This is a genomic window from Pseudactinotalea sp. Z1748, from assembly GCF_049725185.1.
Taxonomy (GTDB): domain Bacteria; phylum Actinomycetota; class Actinomycetes; order Actinomycetales; family Beutenbergiaceae; genus CALKWS01.
The window spans coordinates 15,976-34,737 of the sequence record NZ_JBMPQB010000012.1; the positions used below are offsets into that span (position 1 = coordinate 15,976).

15 protein-coding genes are annotated in these 18,762 nt (G+C 70.3%); 2 read left to right on the forward strand and 13 right to left on the reverse strand.

Annotation, left to right across the window (positions count from 1 at the left end; genetic code table 11):
- Positions 1-60: 60 nt before the first annotated feature.
- The 10 genes from dgoD to ACO0LU_RS18200 all read right to left on the reverse strand — a co-directional run bounded on the left by dgoD (position 61) and on the right by ACO0LU_RS18200 (position 11,808).
- Positions 61-1,209, reverse strand: coding sequence for a galactonate dehydratase (gene dgoD / locus ACO0LU_RS18155; RefSeq protein ID WP_424792760.1), 1,149 nt, complete (start codon positions 1,207-1,209; stop codon positions 61-63).
- Between the two features lie 198 nt (positions 1,210-1,407).
- Positions 1,408-2,280, reverse strand: a complete 873-nt coding sequence (locus ACO0LU_RS18160) for a 2,3-bisphosphoglycerate-dependent phosphoglycerate mutase (RefSeq protein ID WP_424792761.1) — start codon at positions 2,278-2,280, stop codon at positions 1,408-1,410.
- A gap of 10 nt (positions 2,281-2,290) precedes the next feature.
- The gene (locus tag ACO0LU_RS18165) at positions 2,291-3,973 is read right to left on the reverse strand and encodes an FAD-binding oxidoreductase (protein WP_424792762.1); all 1,683 of its coding nucleotides are present in this window, start codon (positions 3,971-3,973) and stop codon (positions 2,291-2,293) included.
- The gene (locus tag ACO0LU_RS18170) at positions 3,970-4,983 is read right to left on the reverse strand and encodes a 1-acyl-sn-glycerol-3-phosphate acyltransferase (RefSeq protein WP_424792763.1); all 1,014 of its coding nucleotides are present in this window, start codon (positions 4,981-4,983) and stop codon (positions 3,970-3,972) included. Before ACO0LU_RS18170 ends, ACO0LU_RS18165 begins: the two co-directional genes overlap by 4 nt.
- Positions 4,980-5,780, reverse strand: a complete 801-nt coding sequence (locus tag ACO0LU_RS18175; RefSeq protein ID WP_424792764.1) for an SDR family NAD(P)-dependent oxidoreductase — start codon at positions 5,778-5,780, stop codon at positions 4,980-4,982. Before ACO0LU_RS18175 ends, ACO0LU_RS18170 begins: the two co-directional genes overlap by 4 nt.
- On the reverse strand, positions 5,780-8,071 hold the full coding sequence (locus ACO0LU_RS18180; protein ID WP_424792765.1) for an HAD-IB family hydrolase: 2,292 nt from the start codon (positions 8,069-8,071) through the stop codon (positions 5,780-5,782). The genes ACO0LU_RS18175 and ACO0LU_RS18180 overlap by 1 nt, the downstream gene beginning before the upstream one ends.
- Before the next feature lie 5 nt (positions 8,072-8,076).
- Positions 8,077-8,940 carry a hypothetical protein gene (locus ACO0LU_RS18185; RefSeq protein ID WP_424792766.1) on the reverse strand — a complete coding sequence of 288 codons (864 nt, stop codon included), beginning with the start codon at positions 8,938-8,940 and terminating at the stop codon, positions 8,077-8,079.
- A complete protein-coding gene (locus ACO0LU_RS18190) occupies positions 8,937-9,731 on the reverse strand; it encodes a ferritin-like domain-containing protein (RefSeq protein ID WP_424792767.1) in 795 nt (264 codons plus the stop codon). Before ACO0LU_RS18190 ends, ACO0LU_RS18185 begins: the two co-directional genes overlap by 4 nt.
- 13 nt (positions 9,732-9,744) lie before the next feature.
- Positions 9,745-10,020, reverse strand: a complete 276-nt coding sequence (locus ACO0LU_RS18195; RefSeq protein WP_424792768.1) for an HPr family phosphocarrier protein — start codon at positions 10,018-10,020, stop codon at positions 9,745-9,747.
- Between the two features lie 135 nt (positions 10,021-10,155).
- Positions 10,156-11,808 (reverse strand): threonine/serine ThrE exporter family protein, encoded by a 1,653-nt coding sequence (locus ACO0LU_RS18200; RefSeq protein WP_424792769.1) that lies wholly within the window; start codon positions 11,806-11,808, stop codon positions 10,156-10,158.
- A gap of 258 nt (positions 11,809-12,066) precedes the next feature.
- Here ACO0LU_RS18200 and ACO0LU_RS18205 point away from each other — a divergent pair, with 258 nt between their 5' ends.
- Positions 12,067-12,537, forward strand: coding sequence for a hypothetical protein (locus ACO0LU_RS18205; protein ID WP_424792770.1), 471 nt, complete (start codon positions 12,067-12,069; stop codon positions 12,535-12,537).
- Positions 12,538-12,589: 52 nt separating this feature from the next.
- Here ACO0LU_RS18205 and ACO0LU_RS18210 read toward each other — a convergent pair whose 3' ends face one another.
- Entirely contained in the window at positions 12,590-13,795 is a 1,206-nt protein-coding gene (locus ACO0LU_RS18210; protein ID WP_424792771.1) for a cobalamin-independent methionine synthase II family protein, read from the reverse strand.
- 192 nt (positions 13,796-13,987) lie between these two features.
- Here ACO0LU_RS18210 and ACO0LU_RS18215 point away from each other — a divergent pair, with 192 nt between their 5' ends.
- Positions 13,988-14,785, forward strand: a complete 798-nt coding sequence (locus tag ACO0LU_RS18215) for an IclR family transcriptional regulator (RefSeq protein WP_424792772.1) — start codon at positions 13,988-13,990, stop codon at positions 14,783-14,785.
- 338 nt (positions 14,786-15,123) lie between these two features.
- On the opposite strand, the gene ACO0LU_RS18220 is transcribed toward ACO0LU_RS18215, so the two are convergent.
- On the reverse strand, positions 15,124-17,274 hold the full coding sequence (locus ACO0LU_RS18220) for a malate synthase G (protein WP_424792773.1): 2,151 nt from the start codon (positions 17,272-17,274) through the stop codon (positions 15,124-15,126).
- Complete coding sequence (locus ACO0LU_RS18225) at positions 17,271-18,698, reverse strand: FAD-binding oxidoreductase (RefSeq protein WP_424792774.1); 1,428 nt, start codon at positions 18,696-18,698, stop codon at positions 17,271-17,273. Before ACO0LU_RS18225 ends, ACO0LU_RS18220 begins: the two co-directional genes overlap by 4 nt.
- Positions 18,699-18,762 lie beyond the last annotated feature (64 nt).

Consider the following 18,762-nt stretch of genomic DNA (forward strand, 5'->3'; position numbering starts at 1 on the left):
GCACCCCGGACGTGCTGTTCGGCGGCAGCGTGGGCATTCCGGTCACGTCGGGTTCTCCGGTCACCACTCGGCGATGCTGCCGTCCTCGCGGTGCCAGCGAGGGGTGCGCCAGCGGTGCGGGCGCCGGCCGAGTTCGCGGACGACGTTCTCATCGATCTGCACGCCCAGGCCGGGCCCGGTGGGGCGGTGGATGTAGCCGTCGGAGAAGTCGAACACGGAGGTGTCGAGCACGTAGTCGAGCAGTTCGTTGCTGCCGGTGTTGTAGTGGATGCCGATGGACTGCTCCTGGATCATCGCGTTCGGGCTCGCGAAGTCCACCTGCAGGCTGGCGGCCAGTGCGAGCGGGCCGAGCGGGCAGTGTGGGGCCAGTGCGGCGTCATAGGTCTCGGCCTGGGCGGCGATGCGCCGGACCTCCGAGATCCCACCGGCGTGGGCCAGGTCGGGCTGGACCACACCGACGCCGGCCTCCAGGGCGGTGCGCATCTCGCCGCGGGAGTACAGCCGCTCCCCGGTGGCGATCGGGATCGAGGTACCGGCCACCAGGGTGCCCAGGGCGGAGGTGTGCTCGGGCAGCACCGGCTCCTCCACGAACAGCGGGTGCAGGTCCTCCAGCGCGGCGAGCAGCCGGCGGGCGTACGGCAGGGAGACCCGGCCGTGGAAGTCCAGGGCGAAGTCGCCGTCGTCGCCCAGGGCTTCCCGTGCAGCGCCGGCACGTTCGATCACGCCGCGGGTGTCAGCCAGTGTGCCGAGGTGGTCCACCGGGCCGGTGGCGTTCATCTTCACCGCGGTCAGGCCCGCTTCCCGGACCGCCTGCACGGCTTCGCGCACACCGCTGGGGTTGTCCCCTCCGACCCAGCCGTAAACCCGGATCTTGTCCCGGACCGCCCCGCCGAGCAGGTCGTGGACCGGTACGCCGAGTTCCTTGCCGCGGATGTCCCACAGAGCCTGGTCCACACCGGACACCGCCGAGGAGAACACCGGCCCACCGCGATAGAAACCGGACCGGGTCATGGTGCCCCAGAGCTGTTCGATCCGAGTGTGGTCGGCGCCGATCAGAATGTCGTCGAACGTGTGCACGGCGGCCTGTGCAGTCTCCCCGTGCCCCTCCAGGCTCGACTCACCCCAACCGACGACACCATCGGTCGTCTCCAGGCGGACGAACAACCAGCGTGGGGCGACCAGGAAGGTCTCCACGGTCTGGATCGGCATGTGACCTCCGTTGCTGACATACCTTCATGAGGCAGTGTTGGGGAAGCGGTGGCGCGGTCCGATCTGGCTGACGCAACTATCCGGTCGGCCCGATCGGGACCCCGCCGCTCTGGGCTCACGTATTGATAACACTATTGATGGCGATCGTGCAATGTCCCCGTCCGAGGACGCCGGGCGCGGCCCGGAAGCAGCGTCCGGTCAGGTCCCGCCCTGGGCGGCGATAAGTGCGGCTTCCCGCCGCGCCGCTTCCGGGTCGAGATACTCTCCGCCGCGTGTTTGCGCTATTAGGAGGGAACCGGGCCGGTCTGCGTCAGCGCCGACGGCGAACCGGTAGCGCAGCGGGCGCGCATTGGGCAGATTCAGCGCGGACAGTTCCTCGTCGTCCAGGTCGTCGATCACCGCGCACAGTGCACGCAGGGAGTTTCCGTGCGCTACGACCAGCATGTCCTCTCCATCGGCCAGGCGGGGAGTCAGCATTTGGTACCACCAAGGACGAATGCGCTCAACCACGTCCTGCAGCGACTCAGTCGCGGTGAGCGCATCCGCCGGCAACCGGTCGAACGGGGAGAGGGTGCGCCACAGCGTCAGGGTGCGCTCGGGGAGGGGCGGTGGCCGTCCGGCATAGGAGCGGCGCCAGAAGCGGAAGCGTTCGGCACCGTGCTCGATCCGCACCTGCGCCTTGCTCAGGCCGGACAGTGCCCCGTAGTTGCGTTCGTTCAGGTGCCAGTCCCGCTCGATCGTGCCGGGGAAGCCGATCTCCTCGCAGATCAACTCGGCGGTACGCCACCCGCGCACCAGTTCGGAGGTGATGAGCGCGTCCGGGCGGAAACCCAGGTGGCGCAACCGGGAACCGGCCAGGCCGCAGTCGCGGATGCCCGAGGGGGTCAGGCCCACATCCAACACACCGGTGAACAGCGACCGTGCGTTGGCCACCGACTCCCCGTGCCGGACCAGCATCAGCGTCCCCACCATCCCCCCAGCCTCCCACGGCCCGGCCCGGTCCCCGGGCCGGACGCCGGGGTCAATGCCCGGGTGCGGTGCCCGGCTACGCAGGCCGGGCTGGAGGCTCAAAGGCCGGGCGTCACCACTCGCGTTCCGGCGGGATCAGGGTGCCCGGGTTGAGGTTGCGGCTGGGGTCGTTGGCGCGCAGCAGGCCAACCAGCATGTCGGTGCCGGCCTCCCCGATATCCTGCTCCAGCCACGGCTGGTGGTCGATACCCACGCCGTGGTGGTGGGACAAGGTGCCGTGGTAGTCCACGAAGGACTGCTGGATCGCCGACTTGACCAGGTCGTACTGGATGAGCGGGTCCAGGCCCTCCTTCGGCCGGAACGCGAACGTGAAGTACAGGCATGCCCCGGAGTGGTAGGAGTGCGACAGGTGGCACATGACGTACCCCTTCACACCCAACTCCTCGTACGCGGTGTAGGCGTTGCGCATCGTGTTGACGTACAACTCCCCCAACTTCGACCACGGTGCCGCCGTGTCGGAGACGTCCCCGAGGGCGCCCCGGTCAAGCAGGAAGTCCCGCAGGTACGGGGTGTCGAACTTCTTGGCGTCATACATCGCGCCCGGGCCCTTGCCCAGTTTGATCGCACCGTGCTTGCCGACGATCTTCCCGACGATGCCCTTGGTGTAGCGCATGTGAGCAGTGGTGCCCTCATACCCGATGTAACTGATGCAGACCTTGTCCAGGTCCCAGCCGCGCCGGCGCAGCACCTCGAACAGCCCCTCGCCGATCTTGGACGACAGTGAGGTCGAGGCCTTGCGGGTCTGCAACGAGAACGCCGTCTCCGGGGCATCGGAGACCCGGGTGATCGTGGGTTCGGCGTCGGAGTTCGCGATCTCCTCCATGGCGGCCAGGCCGGCGGAGAAGTTCGGGAACAGGTAGGCGATCACGTCCCGGTTCTCCGGGAGCCGGTGCACGTGCACCCAGGCCTCGGTGATCACACCCAGGCGTCCCTCCGAGCCCAGGATCATCTCCCGCACGCTCGGTCCGGTGGATGTCGAGGGGAGGGGACGCACCACCACCACCTTGCCCGGCTGGACCATCCGCAGCCCGCGGGTGATGTCGGCGATGTCACCGTACTTGTCCGACTGCATCCCCGAGGAGCGGGTGGCGATCCACCCACCCAGGGTGGAGTGCCGGAAGGAGTCCGGCTGGTGGCCCATGGTCCAGCCGGTCCGGCCGAGTTGTTCCTCCAGATCCGGACCGAGCGCGCCGGCCTGCACCCGTGCGAGTCCGGCCTGCTCGTCGATCTCCAGCACCCGGTTCAGCCTGCCCAGGTCCAGGGAGATGATCGGGCGGCCCTCCTGGGCCTGCGGGGTCAGGCTGCCGGAGATGTTCGAACCGCCGCCGAACGGGATGAGCACGGCGTCCGCGGTCACGGCGAGGTCGACGACGGCTTGCACCTCGACCTCGTTCGCCGGATAGACGACGACGTCGGGCACGCGGGGCAGGATCCCGGCCCGGATCATCACCAGGTCGCGCAGGCCCTTGCCGTAGGTGTGCACCACCCTGTCGTAGTCGGTGGTGTTGACATGGTGATCTCCGAGGATGTCGCGCAGGGCCTGACCCACGTCCTCCGGCAACCTGCTGGCGGGGACGTCCAGGTCCTCGAACTTGGGCACCTCCGCTGCAGGTTCGGACAGATCCAAACCGATCTTGTCCTTGACGAACGGGGCGAAACCGGGCTTGTCCGTGTGGTTGAAGGCGATTCCTTCCACGCCCCAGCCCCACCACTTCTGGTGCTGCACTTCGTTCATCGGTGTCCTCCTGCTTCTTCTCCGCCGTCGTCGGGGCCGCCAGTGGCCGCCTCGGAAGTCGTGTGATCCCTGGTTCGGCCCCTCCGGCGCCAACGACGCCAGCGGCCGCCGGAGGCGTCCTTGGTGCCGTCCTCGTCGGTCCCGGACGCCTGCGCCGGATGATCCCCGCGTACCTCCCCCGTCATGCTGCCGGACCGGGCCGCGTCGTCGTCGGCCGTGCCGCCCGGGTCCCCCGCGCCCTCGGTGGGCTTGTCGCCGCCCCGTGCTGCGTCGTCGTCGGCCTGGTCCTCGCCATGACCGCTGCTGGCGCTGGGAGCGCTCTCGGGCACCACCACGTACGGGGTCTGGTTGGTGAGCATGTGCCGCACCTGGGTGGTGAGGCGCTCGTTCAGGTCCGGCAGGTTCTCCCCGCGGCGGGCCTCGATCGGTTTGCCGATGATCACCTTCACCGGCAGCCGGCCCGGCTTGGGCCAACTGGCACCCGGGGGCATCGCGTCGTGGGCACCGACCAGGGCCAGCGGCACCAGCGGAACCCGCAGCGCCCGCGCCAGCGCCGCCGCGCCGGGGGTGAACGGGGCCATCTCGCCGGTGCGGGAGCGGGTGCCCTCGGGGAAGATCGCCAGCGGGATGTTCTCGCGCAACAGCGTCACCGACAGGCCGGCCTCACGCTTCTTGCCGCGGCCGCGTTCCACCGGATAGGAGTTGAAGAAGAACGAGGTGAGGGTACGGCGCCAGGCCTGCCGGTAGAAATAGTCGGCCGCCACCGCGGTGGCCAGGTGACGGGTGACGCGCCACGGCAGGGCGGTGATGACGAGCGGGGCGTCCAGGTGGGAGGAGTGGTTGGCCACCACCACGAACGGGGGACGCAGGCCCTCCAGGTTGCCCTCACCGGTCACGGTGACCCGGGTGGTGGAGAACACGATCGGGCGCAGGATGAGACGCTGTGCCACATACCGGGCCCATCGGTGCCAGGCCCAGTGGTAGCGGTCGGTGCGGCGCGCAGCCCTCATCCACGACCACGTTTCGACATCAGTTTGCCGGCGATCGCGCGCACCAGCGGGCGGGGCAGGCGGCGCAGGAAGAAGCAGATCAGCCAGAACCGCTTGGAGGGGATGGACTCGACCTTGCCCTTGTCCACGTCGGCCAGGCAGTCGTTGACCAGCCGGGTCGAATCCAGCCACAACGCGTTCGGGATCGATCCGGTGCCGATGCCGGCCCGGTCGTGGAACTCGGTGCGCACCCACCCGGGCACCAACGTGGTCACCTGCACGCCGGTGCCGGTCAGTTCCAGCGCGAGGGCCTCGGAATAGGTGTTCACCCAGGCCTTGATCGCCGAATAGCCCCCCAGCGGGATCAACCCGGCCACCGAGCCGACGTTGACGATCACGCCCGAGGCGCGCCGCCGCATCGCCCGCCCGGCCCGGCCCCCGAGCACCAGCACCGAGTTGACCATGAGTTCCACGGCAGAGGTGTGCTCGCCGATCTCCGCGGTGGTCAGCGGGGTGTGGATGCCGTGCCCGGCGTTGGAGATGAGCACCTGCACGGGATTCTCATCGTCCTCCAGCCGCTCGGCCACCTCTTCCATGCCGGCCTCGGTGGCCAGGTCGGCGGTGATGGTGTCCACGGCCACGCCGTAGTCGCGGTGCAGTTCCTGTGCGGTGGCGGTCAGTCGCTCGGCGTTGCGGGCCACCAGGATCAGGTCGCAGCCGCGCCCGGCCAGGGCGCGGGCGAAGGACAGCCCGATTCCGGAGGTTCCCCCGGTGACCAGCGCGATCCCACCGATCGGTGAGGTCTGGATGTCCACCATTACCGGCCTCCAGCCCGGATCGAGCGCAACACCGGGGAGAACCGTCCCTCCGCCGTCGTCGTCCAGGCACGTACGGGCCAGCGTTTGGCGCGCGCGTACCGGTACAGGGCCGCGTCGGGGTTCACCGCGCTGGGGTTGCCCACCACATCCAGCCAGGGCCGGTCGGCGTAGGTGTCGCCGTAGGCGTAGGACTCCTCCAGGTTCAGGTTCTGTTCGCGGGCGTAGCGCAGCAGCCAGGTGGCGCGGGCCTCATCCACCAGCGGGGAGGTGAGCAGGTGCCCGGTCCAACGCCCCGCCGGGTCGGTCTCCATCTTCCCGGCCACGATCTCATCGAACATATCCGCCAGCGGCTCCACGAACACATCGATCTGCCCGGTCACCAGCACGGTGCGGTGCCCGGCGGCACGGTGTTCGGCGATGCGCTCCACGGCCTCGGCGTGCAGCCGCGAGCGCAACGAGGTGGCCACGCGTTCGGCGATCACCTTGCGCAGTTTCTCCTCGTGCACGCCGGCGTAGCGGCGCATGAAGGAACGGATGAAGTCACCACGATCGCGCCGTTCGGCCTGCAGGTAGGACGGGGAGGTGGCCACCATCCCGCCCAGGTGCTGCAGCGACTTGCGCGCCCCCTTGGCGGCCAGCTCCACCCAGATGTAGTGCTCCAGCAGGTTCGCCGCGGCCACGGTGCCGTGCAGGTCGAACACGGCCAGCACATCGGTGCGCTCGGGCAGGGTGGCACCCGAGGCCGACCGCGCAGGCCCGCGCTTGTCCCGGGAACGCATCAGACCCGGGACGGTGGGGATGTGCACTTCCTGCAGGTAGTGGGCCCAGTCGATCTCGGTGACGTCGAAGCCGTGCTCGGCGCGGCGCTCCGGCGGCAACGCCTCGTGCAGTGCACGGGTGTTGGCGTCGTCGAAGATCACCTCGGTCTGGGTGTAGGGCTGGTACAGGTCGGTGAACTTGCGCAGCGTGCCGAGATCCCGCTTGGCCTTGTACAGGGTGGAGATCCACTTGCGGGTGGTGTCGTTGCCGGGCAGCCGGCCCACCGCGTTGTCCGCGGTGCGCACCGCCCACTCCCGGCGCCGCAGCCCGCGCTCCACCACCGGGGCGTTGGGGAAGGACCAGTTCGGCACATGCACCACCGAACCCTCCTCGTCCAGCAGCGGGTTGGCCCGGAAGTACTCCCGGATCAGGCGCAAAATCTGCCCGAAGCGCACCGGGTTGCGGATCCCGGAGGAAACCTGGAAGTACTGCGGCTCCCCTTCCGGGGGCGGCGCGGCGGCAGCGGCCAGGGTGGCGTTGACGACGTGATCCACCGGGATGACGTCCAGGATGGCGTCGGCCAGGGCCGGGAACTCCGGAAGCAGGCCCCGCCCGTAGGCCGCGATGAGGGGATCGGCCACCTTGAACCCGTCGATCCAGCCCGGGTAGGGGTGCTTCAGGGAGGACTCGATGATCGTGGGCCGCACCACCGACAACCGGCGCGCGCCCCACAGGTCCTCGGCCGCCCGCTCCCCCAGCGCCTTGGTGAGGGTGTACACATCGGGCCAGCCCAGCGACTGCGCGCGCGTGCGGGCAGCGCGCACCAACTGGTCGTTGACCCACTCCAGCCGGGCTGCCTCGGCGGCCTCGGCCACCGCCTGCGCTCCGGCGCGGCGGTGCTCGCTCCGGGCCTGCTTGGTCAGCGAGCCGAGCACAGCCGGTGCCCGCGAGGCCGACTCGGCCTTCTCCCGGAACGCCAGGGCCATCCGCGTCTCGGTGGCGCGGTCGATGTTGTGCTCCAGGCTCCGTTCTTCGGCCACGCCCTTGCGCAGACCGGCCACGTAACAGGTGGAGACGTGCACCACGTGCGGGTTCGAGCCGGAGGCGGTCAGGGCGGTGTACAGAGCCTCCGGACCGCCGACGTTGGCGGCGAAGGCCTCATCGATGGGCAGATCGAAGGAGACCGAGGACGCCGAGTGGATCACGACGTCCAGATCTCCGGGCAACTCCGGCACCGAATCCAGGTCACCCTCCAGGACGGTGACCCGGCGCTGTGCCTCGGCGTCGGCCTGCTCGGCCCCGATCTGCGCACGCCACGGCTTGAACACCGCCTTGCGGAGCAGTTTGTTGACGCGCGTCCGCCCGGTGAGGGTGCCCCGTGGGCGCACCAGCACGGTGATGCGGGTGGAGGGATAGGCGCTGAGCAGTTTCTCCAGGACCGCCTGACCGACGAAGCCGGTGGCACCGGTCAGCAGCACATGGGCACCCTCGAGGGGCCGGGCGGCAGCACGTGAAGGTTCAGAGACGGACACCTCGGCTACTGTACGCGCAGTTGCCAGCCGTTGGTTCCATGTACAACGAATCTGGCGAACTCTGTGCGCAACACCGCGCGCCGGGGGGCGCCGGGCAGCGCGGACAGGGCGGTATCGGCCTGTGCCAGAAGCGGACGTGCCGTCGGGTGGCCGAGCACGTACCGCAGGATCGCCGTGATCTTGCGGGGTTCGGCGTACCGCGAACCGGGCCAGCGCCAGCCGCGCAGGGCCCGGTGCAGCGACCGGCGCGCGGGGGCGTTCGTGCCGGCTCGCCGGTGGATCTGTTCGGTGTAGAAGGCCACGTGCCGCTCGGTGCTGTGCAGCACGGCGCGGGTGAGCTCACCCGAGGCCGGCGCCAGTTCCGCCAGCCGGATCATCATCACCCGCAGCGCGAACGTGTCCGCCAGCCCGGTGGCCAGGTGGCCCGCGATCACCCGTGGCCCCAGGAGGTTCGTCCCGATCGCGGCCAGAGTCGGGAAGAGCCGTTCGTGTGCCTGCTCGGCGAGCCGCGCCCGCACGCCGGGCCCGGGTGCATCCGGGCCCGGGTGGTCGGTGAGGACCCTGCCCAGCACGTCGGCGAGCCAATACTTCTCATATGCCCAAGTGGTCAGGAACGCGGTCACCTCGGCGTCGGCGTGGGTGGGGGTGATCAACAGGTCCCGCAACCAGTCCAGGGCCGCCTGCTCGACGTCGCGGATGAGTTCCAGTGCCTGCAGCACGCCCGCGGGCAGGTCGGCCTGCGCGAGCGCGGACTGCCCACCGGCGGCCAGGGTGATCGGGCGCGGGTTGTTGATGAAGTCGGCCATATCGAAGTCACCGGCCGGACCGACGACGGCGAGAACCCGGCTCGCGTGGGGACGCGGCCTCATCCGGTGATACCCCGGGCGTCCATCGCATCACCCACGATGGTCAGACCCTCCATGCCGGGCAGTTTCGCGATGTGGGTGTCGATCGCGTCGATCTCCCTGCGCCCGTCGGGTCCGGAGAACAGGTGCGACATCACGTGCTGCACCTCGGCATCGTCCATGATCGAGGAACCCACCGGCTCCCAGGCCTTGCGCAGCGCGAGCCGGGCGAAGGTGCGGGCACGCTCGGAGCCGGTCAGGCGGGTCCGCGCCTGCGTGGCGTAGAAGGCGACGTGACGTGCCTCCTGGGCCGCGATCCGCTTGAGCAGCACCGCCAGGCCCGGGTGGGGTTCCATCGCCGCGAGACGTTTGTAGGCGGCGCCCGCGGACCACTCGTTGACCGCGCCCCAGATCATGTGCACCGCGATGAAGTCCCGGCCGAGCACATTGCCCAGCATCGACTGCTTCACCGGCACCAGGCGCTCGCGCCAGCCGAGTTTGAGCCGCTTGGCCTTGAGGTAGTCATACGTGATGTTCACGCCATGGAGCCCCAGCACGTGCGCAAGCGCCTCCCCGTGCCAGAACTCCTCGCGGTTCCACATGGTCATGAATGCACCCACGTCGGCCGATCGCCGGGAGGGTGTGACCAACTGATCCCGCAGGTAGCAGACGGTGTGGTACTCCACCTCGCACATGTACCGCAGGGTTCGCAGCGACTCCTCGCCGAGCGGCTCGCCGACGAAGGAGTCGAAGTCCAGGTCCTGCCACCGCACTCGATCGGATGAGCGAGTGAACCTGTCGACATCGAAGACCACCGTCGTCCCCTCGCTACTCGGCGGTCGCCTCGAGGTCCCTGCTGAGCAGGTCGGCCAAGTCGTCCAGGACCTCGTCCGCGCGCGGCCCGTCGGCGTACAGGGTGACGGTGTCGCCGCCCTTGACCCCCAGTGTCATCACACCCAGGATCGAGGACGCGTCCTGCGGGGCCGCTCCACTCTTGGTGATCCGCACCGGGATCCCGGAATCCTCAGCCGCACGGGTAAAGATCGCCGCAGGTCGCGCATGCAAGCCCACGGCGGACTTGACCGTGACGGTGCGCTCGGCCATGAGCTCGCCTTTCACTGATCACGGATGGAAGTCTCATCCTAACGGTCTGGTCCCACCGCGCGGGGGGTTCGGCGGGGGCAGGTGATGAGCATCACCTGCCCCCGTGCGGCCCCGGACGCGGGGCCCCCCGCAGGCTCAGTTGCGAGCGCCGCGGGCACGCACGCCGACCATCTCGTTGAACCGGTCGATCCGGCGCCGCAGCGGTGTCGCCAGGTAGCCACCGAGGGTCACTCCGGCGGCCAGCGCCAACCCGATCATGAACGCCCCGATCAGTTCGGAACTGCCCGCCAGCACGTGGTCACCCTCCACCAGCGCGAACATGCCCCGATAGATCGCCAGCCCGGGCAGCAGCGGTGTCAAACCCGCGATGGACAACACGAGTGAGGGGGTGCGGGTGCGCTCCCCCACCGCCACGGCGGCCAGCCCCACGACCATCGCGGCGACGAAGGCCGAGGCCTCGAAGCCCATGCCCAGGTCGATCGCCCCCCAGCGCACCGCGGTGGAGCCAGCACCGATGGCCAGCATCAACATCACCGTGCGCAAGCGCCCGTACGAGGCCACCCCCCAGGCGGCCGCAGCCACCCCGCCGCACGCGGCCTGGACCCAGACCGACGTCTGCGCCGCCATCGGCTCGTTCAGTACCAGCGGGATCCCGATCGCCCGGGCGAGGTTGAGCATCACGCCGATGCCGGCCACGAGCCCGATGGTGTTGAGCACCACCTCGAAACTTCGGGCCGCAGCGGTCAGCGGATACCCCTGGATCGCATCCCCGGCCGCACCCACGAGGGACAACCCGGCCAGCAGCACCACCATGCCCGCACCGACCACCACCGAGGGCGGGAGCAGGTGCGCCGGCCAGCCCAGCATCTCCCGGCCCACCATCAACAGCATCGCCACCAGGGTGGCCATTCCCGCGCCGATCACCTGCTGGAACAGGTAGGGCAGGTTCCGTCGTCGGAAAAACCGCAGCACCCGGTCGATCGCGGCGGAGGTCAGCCCGGCCACAAGTGCCACCAGGATCCCCCCGCCGAGCAGGCCTGCGATCGATGCACCCATCACACCCAGTGCCACAGTGACGATCCAGCGCCGGTAGGAGTGCGGGGAGGTGACGATCTGGTCGAACCGGGACTGGGCATCGAGCAGGGTGAGTTTGCCGGCGGAGACATCGTCGATCATCCGGTGCAGGTCGGTCAGGCGCGAGTAGTCAGCAGTGCGTACCGAGATGATCCGCACTTTGGTGAGCGGGTCGTCGCTGCGGTCGATGGTGGCGGTGATGGAGATGAACGTGATGTCGATGTGGCAGTTCGTCACCCCGAACCCGGCGGCCATCCGCAGCAGATCCACGGTGGTGTCGGCAACAGCGGCTCCGGTGCCGATCAGCGCCTCGCCCATGCGTACCACCAGGTCCAGCACGTCACGCTCCACCGTCAACGGCAGGCTGGAGGTACGGCGGGGGGCACTGAACTGCTCGGTGGGCGGGGAGGTCGCGGCCATGGCAGCCCGGGCCCGGTGCCGCAGCGGGCGGCGCAGCGGAGCCGGTGCGGCCGGGGACTCACCGGCCGATGGCAGGAACGTGGGTGGCGGGCTGGTGGATGGCGGGGTGGGCATCACCGGGGTGTTGGCCGAGGGCGTGAAGGTGGGCGGGGGCGACGTCGCGTCGGAGGGTGCGGCTCCCGCCGGTTCCGCACCGGAACCGGGAGCGACGGCACGGCGACCGACCGGCGCGCCGGGGAGGCGGCGCCCCGGGCCGCGCCGGTCGCCCTGGTCTGCCGAGCCGGAATCGTTCACGCTTAGCACCGTAGAACACCCCGGGCCCGGTTGCCGAGGGGGATCTCGTTCCGGGCCTGGTGATGACCACCACACGCCGGGCCGGCACCGGCATTGCAGGACGCTTCGGGGCACCCCGCCGGCGCCCCACGCCTCTCACGCAGGCCTGCCCCACCGCCCTCCACGCTGCCTGCGCCGCCCCCGAGGACGGTTTCACCGCCGCGACCATCCGGCCTCCTCGCTTGACCGCACCGTCCCGGTAGACAAGCCTGTTCGTCCATGGACGACGGCGAACTCCGGCGCGCACGGGGCGCCCACCTACGCAGGGTGCTGACCTGGGCGGGGGCTGCCGTCGTCGTCGTCGGCGGTTGTGCACAGCCGCCCGAGCCGCTACCCGCGCAGATCGAGTGCACCTACCAGTTCCGGCCCGACGCCGACCGGGACGCCGGCGCCACCCAGGACAGACTCCTCGTCGAGCAGGGCGAGAGCGCCGGGGCCGAGTTCGACGCGATGGCCCTGCAGGTCACCTACACCGTGGGGCAGCCGGACGGGAACGGGGTGCGCGTGGTGGTCAGCGGCGATGCCGGAGAGCCGCTCAGCGAGTACCGGTACCAGGCCGGTACCGCCGCGCAGACGCTGCACACCGAGTTCGCCGGTGGGCACGGTTTCACCGGCCTGCTCACCACCTACGACGACGGCGCCCGGCTCCAGTTCTGGTGCTCGGCGAACCGGGCGGCGGAAACCCCCTAGCGATGGCGCGGGCTTGCCACCGTAGTGATGCCGACTGACCGGCGCGGCCGCCTCAGCGCCACAGGCGACGGGTGGCCAGCTCGGCGCCCTTGGCCAGGGTGTCGAGCTTGGCCCAGGCGATCTGGGCGTGCACCCGCCCACCGAGCCCGCAGTCGGTGGAGGCGATCACGTTCTCCCGGCCGACCCGGGTGGCGAACCGTTCGATGCGCTGGGCGACCAGTTCGGGATGCTCCACCACGTTCGTGGCGTGGGAGACCACACCGGGCAGGATCAGTTTGCCCTCGGGTAGCTTCACGTCGTCCCACACGGTGTACTCGTGCTCGTGCCGCACGTTGCCGGCCTCGAACGTGTAGGCGCCGGCGGTGACGCCCAGGACGGTGTCGATGATGTCGCGCATCGGCAGGTCGGTGGTGTGCGGACCGTGCCAGGACCCCCAGCACAGGTGGTAGCGGATCCTGTCGGTGGGCAGCCCGCGCAGGGCATGGTTGAGTGCCTCCACCCGAACCCGAGTGAAAGCCAGGTAGTCCTCCAGTGCGGGCTCGGGCTCGATCTGGTCGAAGTTCTCCGCGATGGAGGGGTCATCGATCTGCAGGATCAGGCCGGCGTCGATGATCGCCTGGTATTCCGGCCGCAACACCTCGGCCCACGCCTCCAGGAGTTCGTCGTCGCTTCCGTAGTACTCGTTCGCGATCCGTGAGGCCGAGCCCGGGGCGAGGGAGGTGATGAAGGCATCGGTCACTCCGGCGGCGTCCGCGGCCGCCTTCAGGTGCGCGGCGTCGGCGGCGATCGCCTCTGCCCCGGTGTAAGACAGCGGGCCGGTGACTTTGGGGAATGCCGGCGCCTCCCCCACCATCACCCCGGAGGTGGGGTCGGTGTAGGCCTCCCGGAAGGCCTGTTGATCGCGCCGGAAGGCGAAGCCGGTGAGTGTGGTGTTGCCCGGTTCGGAGATGTGCCGCTCGGTGACCCACTTGGCGGACTCATCCAGTTCCAGACCTGCGGTGCGCTGGAAGATGTAGGACCACCACGCCCCGAAGTCCATCGGCGAGGTCATCGCCTTGCCGTACTCGCCGTCGCCCACCACCGTGATGCCGGTGTTCACCTGACGCTGCACCAGGTCGCGGACCTGCTCGCCCAGGAAGTCGTCGAAACCCGCTACCTCCTCGCCGCGGACCCGGGCGGCGTTGGCCTCGATGAGTTCGGGGGTGCGCGGCAGGGAACCGGCGTGACTGGTCTGGATCTTCTCGGCGCTGTTCAGCATGGTGGCATCGTGGCACAGCCGGCCGTCGGGCTCATCCCGGGTTCGCGGGCCGGGCACGTCCCAGGGTTCGCGGGCCGATAACGCCTCACGTCCACGGGCCCGGCACGCCCCTTGGTACGTTCGGTGCCGGGGGCACCGACACGTTCGGCGCCCCGCTGGGGTCCGGACGGACGCGAGCAGGAGGTGGTGCACATGGCGACGCACGACGACGCCGGTGACGTGCACGCACGACCGCCCGGCGCAACCGGCGGGGTGCAGTCGGTGAGCCGGGCATTGGAACTGCTGGACCTGATGGCCGGTGCCGGCACGGACGTGTCGCTGTCCGAACTGGCCGAGGGCACCGGGATGGCCGCAGCGACCACGCACCGGCTGATGCGCACCCTGCTCGCCCATGGCTACGTCCGGCAACTCCCCTCGCGCCGCTACGGGCTCGGTCCGGCGCTGATCCGCCTCGGTGAGCAGGCCGGCCTGCACCTCGGTGCCGCGGCGCGTCCACACCTGGACGATCTGGCGGCGCAGGCCGGGGAGACCGTGAACCTGGCGATGCTGGACCAGGACATGGTGGTCTACGTGGCCCAGGCCGCCTCACGGCACTCGATGCGGATGTTCACCGAGGTGGGCCGGCGGGTGCACGCTCATTCCACCGGGGTCGGCAAGGCCGTGTTGGCCGAACTACCCGACGCCGCGGTGCTGCGGCTCCTCGAGCGTGCCGGGATGCCCCCGGCCACCGAGCACACCATCACCGGGCCCGAGGAGTTCCTGACCGAACTGGGCACCATCCGCAGCCGTGGCTTTGCCATCGACGACGGAGAGCAGGAGGTGGGGGTGCGGTGCGTGGCCATGGCTGTGCCCGAGGCGCCCACCCCCACCGCGGTCTCGGTCTCGGGCCCGGCCGCCCGGCTCGACCTGGCCGGCCTGGAGGCACTGCTGCCCGCGCTACGCCGCACCGCGGGCGTGCTCGCCGAGTTGTACGCCACCGAGGGCCCCTGACCGCCACCCCACCCGGCACCGCAGACCACCAACGCCACCCCACCCGAGGCCGAGGGCGACGGTTACGGCCGAGGGCGAGCGGTCCAACACTCGTCCTCGGCGCTCAGGGTCGCCCTCGGTGGCTGTGGGGTGGGGCGGGCTGGCGCTGGCGCGCTGGGAGCCGGGCCGGGGGGCGCCGGGGCGGTAGGGCCGGGCGGACTGGTTCCAGCGCCGAGAGCGAGGGTTACGGCCGAGGGCGAGCGGTCCAACACTCGTCCTCGGCGCTCAGGGTCGCCCTCGGTGGCTGTGGGGGGGCTGGGGGGCGGCTGGGGGGGCTGGGGGGCGGTTGTGGGGGGCGGTCAGCGGGCGGCGGCCTTGGCCTCGCGGCGGCGCCGGTGCAGGATCGGTTCGGTGTAACCACTGGGCTGGGTGGCGCCGGCGAAGATCAGTTCCTCCGCGCTCGCGAAGGCCACCCCGCTGAAATCCGGGGCCATCGGCCGGTAGTGCGGATCGCCGTCGTTCTGGGCATCGACCACCTTCGCCATCCGCCGCAAGCTGTCCCGCACCTGCTCGGGGCTGACCACGCCGTGGCCGAGCCAGTTGGCCAGCAGCTGGCTCGAGATGCGCAGGGTGGCGCGGTCCTCCATCAGGGCCACGTCGTGGATGTCGGGCACCTTGGAGACGCCCACGCCCTGGTCCACCCAGCGCACCACGTAACCCAGCAGCGACTGCACGTTCAGGTCCACCTCCTCGGCGCGCTCATCCTCGGTCCACTGCCCCTCGCCCAGCGGGATGGTGAGCAGGTCCGTCAGCGTGGCGGGCTCCCGGCCGGCCAGGTCGCGCTGCCGGGCGGCCACATCCACCCGATGGTAGTGCAGTGCGTGCAGGGTGGCGGCGGTGGGTGAGGGCACCCACGCGGTGCTCGCCCCGGCCTCGGGGTGACCGATCTTCTGGTCGAGCATGTCCGCCATCAGGTCCGGCATCGCCCACATGCCCTTGCCGATCTGACCGTGACCGGGCAGGCCCACCTGCAGGCCCACGTCGACGTTGTGGTCCTCGTAGGCGAGGATCCAGGGTTGGGTCTTCATGTCCGCCTTGCGCACCATCGGTCCGGCGGCGGAGGACGTGTGGATCTCATCGCCGGAGCGGTCCAGGAACCCGGTGTTGATGAAGACCAGCCGGTCGCTGGCCTCGGCGATGCAGGCCCTGAGGTTGACCGTGGTGCGGCGCTCCTCATCCATCAGCCCCAGTTTCAGGGTCCGTTCGGGCAGGCCCAGCAACTGTTCCACCCGGGCGAACAGATCCACGGCCAGGGCTACCTCCTGCGGCCCGTGCATCTTGGGTTTGACGATGTAGACCGACCCGTGCCGTCCGTTGCGCCACGGATTGTCCGGATCGAGGCTGGGGAGGGCGGCCAGGGTGGTGAACACCGCGTCCATGATCCCCTCACCGATCTCCGCCCCCGAGGCGTCGAGCACCGCGTCGGTGGTCATCAGGTGCCCCACGTTCCGCACGAACAGCACCGCCCGTCCGCTGAGCACCAGGTCCGAGCCATCCGGGGCGGTGTACTGGCGGTCCTCCGCCAGGGTGCGGGTCATCCTGCGCCCGCCCTTGTCGAAGGTTGCGGACAGGTCCCCGCGGTTGATCCCCCACCAGTTGCGGTAGGCCGCGACCTTGTCAGCCGCGTCCACGGTGGCCACGGAGTCCTCGAAGTCGATGATCGAGGTCAGCGCCGATTCGATCTGCACGTCGGCGATGCCGGCGGGGTCGGCCCTGCCCACCTCGGTGCCGGGGTCGAAGAGGATGTCGATGTGCAGGCCGTGATGGCGCAGCAGCACCGACCAGGGCTGGTCGGGCGGGCCGCCGTACCCGGCGAAGGCGCCCGGATCGGCCAAGGGAGTCGCGCCGTCGTCGGTGGTGACCTGCAGGTGCCCCTCGGCGACGCGGTAGGCCCGGGCCCGGGCGTGCGAACCGCGGGCGAGGGGGACGAACTCATCGAGCAGGCTGCGCACCAGCTCCACGACCTTGGTGCCCCGCGCGGTGTCGTATCCGGCGGTGGGGATCAGGCCGGGCAACGCGTCGGTGCCGTAGAAGGCGTCATAGAGGGATCCCCACCGGGCATTGGCCGCATTCAGGGCGTACCGGGCGTTAGTCACCGGGACCACCAACTGCGGGCCGGCGAGTTCAGCGATCTCCGGGTCGACGTCGGTGGTGCTCACACGCACCGGTCCAGGTTCGGGCACCAGGTAGCCGATCTCGGTGAGGAAGCGCTGGTAGGCCTCGGTATCGACCGGTGCGGGGTGATCGCGGTGCCAGGCGTCGATCGCGCTCTGCATCCGGGTGCGCTCGGCGAGCAGGGCGGCGTTGCGCGGACCCAGGTCCCGCACGATGGCGGCGAAGCCGGACCAGAAGTCCTCGACAGCGATCCCGGTGCCGTCCAGGATTTCGGTGGTGAAGGCGTCCAGTTCGGGGTGCACCTGCAGGCCGGCGCGCTGGGTCCGGTCGGTCATCGGGGAGTCTCCTTGGTGGTGGGGGCCGGTGGGGTCTTGGTGGTGGGGGTCGGCGGGGTCGGTTCGGCGGCGAGGATGACGCCGGGGTTGAGGATCTGCTCCGGGTCCAGCGCGGCCTTGATCCGCGCCGAGACCTCCAGCACGTCGGCGCCGATCTGGGCGGCCAGCCAGGGCTGCTTGAGGCGCCCCACGCCGTGCTCACCGGTGATGGTGCCGCCCAGGTCGATGGCCAGATCCATGATCTCGCCGTAGGCGGTCTCGGCACGGGCGCGCTGGGCGGGGTCAGTGGGGTCGACGACGACCAACGGGTGGGTGTTGCCGTCGCCGGCGTGGGCGATGAAGGCGATCGGCACGTCCCGGTCCCGGGCGATCTGCTGCACGCCCTCGATCAACTCACCCAGCCTGGGCAGGGCAACACCCACGTCCTCCAGGAGCAGGTGGCCCAGGCGCTCCACTGCGGGGATGGCGATGCGCCGGGCGTGCACGAAGGTCTCCGCCATCTCTGCGACGGCCTCGTGCGCGTCGGTGGCCCCGTGCTCGGTGAGGGCGGTCAGCAGCGCGGTCACCTCGGGTCCGTCCGGGTGCTGGTCGTCGGTGCCGGCGATCACCAGCGCGGCGGCGGAACGGTCCAGCCCGAGGCCGAGTTCGTCCTCGACGCAGTTGATCGCCAGTTGGTCCATGTACTCCAGCATCGAGGGGCGGATGCTTCGCGCGGCGGCATGCACGGCGGCGGCCGCCGCGCCGGAGTCGTCGAACCAGCCGACGACGATGCGCGCCCGGGGAGGTTGCGGCAGCAGGCGCAGGGTCGCCTCGGTGATAATGCCCAGCGTGCCCTCGGACCCCACGAACAGGCCGACCAGGTCCAGGCCTGCCACGTCCTTGATCCGGGGGCCACCGACCCTGATGGCACAACCATCGGCCAGCACCACTTCCAGACCGAGCACGTAGTCGCCGGTGACGCCGTACTTCACGCAGCACAGGCCACCGGCGTTGGTGGCGATGTTGCCCCCGATGGAGCAGAAGGTGAACGAGGCCGGGTCCGGGGGGTACCACAGGCCGTGCTCGGCGGCCGCGTCCTTGAGGTCGGCGTTGATCACGCCGGGCTGGACCACGGCGGTAGCGGTGCCGGGGTCGATCCGGACGGCGCGCATCCGCATCGTGGAGATGACGAGGCCTCCGTCGAGTGCGCTGGCCCCTCCGGACAGTCCGCTGCCCAACCCTCGCGGCACGATCGGGACTCGGTGCTTCCCGGCCCAGCGCACCGCCGCCTGAACGTGTTCGGTGGACTCGGCGAGGACGACGGCGATTGCCGTGCCGGCTGCCGGGTCCAGCGCGCGGTCGCGGCGGTGGGCCTGCAGAACCTCCGGATCGGTCTGCACGATCGACTCCGGCAGGACGCGGCGCAATTCGGTGAGCGCATCCATCACGCGCAATTCCACAATGCGGAACTCCGATATCGCATAGTTGAATCTATGCTCGAGGATCGCT

Bases quoted from the DNA above. Each gene is read 5' to 3' on its own strand.
- ACO0LU_RS18225 (WP_424792774.1), bottom strand. From the start codon at position 18,698: ATGGATGCGCTCACCGAATTGCGCCGCGTCCTGCCGGAGTCGATCGTG.
- ACO0LU_RS18215 (WP_424792772.1), top strand. From the start codon at position 13,988: ATGGCGACGCACGACGACGCCGGTGACGTGCACGCACGACCGCCCGGC.
- ACO0LU_RS18170 (WP_424792763.1), bottom strand. From the start codon at position 4,983: ATGAGGGCTGCGCGCCGCACCGACCGCTACCACTGGGCCTGGCACCGA.
- dgoD (WP_424792760.1), bottom strand. From the start codon at position 1,209: ATGCCGATCCAGACCGTGGAGACCTTCCTGGTCGCCCCACGCTGGTTG.
- ACO0LU_RS18185 (WP_424792766.1), bottom strand. From the start codon at position 8,940: ATGAGGCCGCGTCCCCACGCGAGCCGGGTTCTCGCCGTCGTCGGTCCG.
- ACO0LU_RS18175 (WP_424792764.1), bottom strand. From the start codon at position 5,780: ATGGTGGACATCCAGACCTCACCGATCGGTGGGATCGCGCTGGTCACC.
- ACO0LU_RS18210 (WP_424792771.1), bottom strand. From the start codon at position 13,795: ATGCTGAACAGCGCCGAGAAGATCCAGACCAGTCACGCCGGTTCCCTG.
- ACO0LU_RS18205 (WP_424792770.1), top strand. From the start codon at position 12,067: ATGGACGACGGCGAACTCCGGCGCGCACGGGGCGCCCACCTACGCAGG.
- ACO0LU_RS18220 (WP_424792773.1), bottom strand. From the start codon at position 17,274: ATGACCGACCGGACCCAGCGCGCCGGCCTGCAGGTGCACCCCGAACTG.
- ACO0LU_RS18165 (WP_424792762.1), bottom strand. From the start codon at position 3,973: ATGAACGAAGTGCAGCACCAGAAGTGGTGGGGCTGGGGCGTGGAAGGA.
- ACO0LU_RS18195 (WP_424792768.1), bottom strand. From the start codon at position 10,020: ATGGCCGAGCGCACCGTCACGGTCAAGTCCGCCGTGGGCTTGCATGCG.